The sequence below is a fragment of the Streptomyces sp. IMTB 2501 genome, assembly GCF_001953885.1.
Lineage (GTDB): Bacteria > Actinomycetota > Actinomycetes > Streptomycetales > Streptomycetaceae > Streptomyces.
The window spans coordinates 1-1,648 of the sequence record NZ_MQUS01000084.1 but is presented as its reverse complement, the minus strand read 5'-3'; the positions used below and the strand labels follow the sequence as shown (position 1 = coordinate 1,648).

The 1,648-nt window shown below is 70.8% G+C and carries 1 protein-coding gene; it reads left to right on the top strand.

The genetic code is table 11. The features are described 5' to 3' along the window. Window positions 1-41 precede the first annotated feature (41 nt). Window positions 42-1,648 (top strand): zinc-binding dehydrogenase (locus tag AV521_RS46175; RefSeq protein WP_179023919.1); only part of this gene is annotated, 1,607 nt, incomplete at its 3' end.

Here is a 1,648-nt window from a genome sequence, read left to right as displayed (position 1 = left end):
TGGATGCCGGTGCCGCGCTTCCGGAGTGTGTGCTGGTCACTGTGGCCGGGCCGGCATCCGGCGGGCCGGTCGCCGAGGCGGCTCATGAGGTGGCGGTGTCGTTGCTGGGGGTGGTGCAGCAGTGGCTGGCGGAACCGCGTCTGGAGGCTTGCCGGCTGGTCGTGGTCACGCGTGGTGCGGTCGCCGCCGGGCGGGAGCGGCATGCGGATGTGCCGGATCTGGCTGCCTCGGTGGTGTGGGGGATGATCCGCACCGCGCAGAGCGAGCACCCCGACCGGTTCGTCCTGCTCGACATCGATCCGGAGAGCGGCACACCCGACTTGGAGACCCTTCTCGCGCAGGTCCTTGCCGCGGGTGAGTCTCAGCTCGCCTTGCGTGACGGGGAGGTGCTGGTGCCGCGGGTGGTGCGGTCGTCGCAGGGCGGGCAGATCCCGGCGGTGAGCGGGTTCGGCGCGGGCCGCGACTGGCGGATCGACGCGCTGGAGGGCGGCACGCTCGACGACGTCGGCAAGGCGGGCAATCCCCGTGCCACCCGTTCCCTGGAACCCGGCGAAGTCCGCATCCAGGTCCACACCGCCGGCCTCAACTTCATGGATGTGGCCGCATCGCTGGGTCTCGCCGTCTTCGAGGACGGGTTGGGTGCCGAAGGCGCGGGTGTCGTGGTGGAGACCGGGCCGGGTGTCGAGCGGTTCGTGCCCGGCGATCGTGTCCTGGGCGGCTTCCCCGCTGCGTTCGCGCCGCTCACGATCGCCGACGAGCGAACGCTCACCGCTGTACCTCGGGCGTGGTCGTTCGAGCAGGCCGCCTCGGTCCCGACCGTGTTCTTGACGGCGTATTACGGTCTGTTCGATCTGGCCGGGCTCAAGGCCGGGGAACGGGTGCTGGTCCACGCGGCGGCCGGTGGTGTCGGTATGGCCGCCGTCCAGCTCGCCCGGCACCGCGGCGCGGAGGTCTACGCCACCGCCAGCCACGGCAAATGGGACACCCTGCGCGCCATGGGCCTGGACGACGAACACATCGCCGACTCCCGCACCCTGGACTTCGCCGACCACTTCCGCACGGTCACCGGCGGCCACGGCATGGACGTCGTCCTCGGCTCACTCGCCGGCGACCCCGTCGACACCTCCCTGCGCCTGCTCGCCGACGGCGGCCGCTACATCGAGATGGGCAAGACCGACATCCGCGACCCCCAGCAGATGGCCGACGCCTACCCCGGCACCCGCTACCGCTCCTTCGACCTGAAGGAAGCAGGCCCCGAACGCACCGCCGAGATGCTCACCGACCTCATGCAACTCTTCGACGAGCAGACCATCCACCCCCTGCCGGTCACGGTCTGGGAACTGGCCGACCTGCGCCACGCCCTGCGCCACATGAGCCAAGGACGGCACACCGGCAAGAACGTCGTCCGCGTCCCCGCCCCCCTCGACCCCGACGGCACCGTGCTGATCACCGGAGGCACCGGCACCCTCGGCAGCCTCCTGGCACGCCACCTCGTCGAACACCACCACATCAGCCACCTGATGCTCCTCAGCCGCCAAGGCCCGCAAGCCACCGCAGCACACCAACTCCGCGAAGACCTCCTCACCCTGGGCGCCACCACCGTCACCATCACCGCCTGCGACGCCGCGAACAAACCCGCACTCACCAA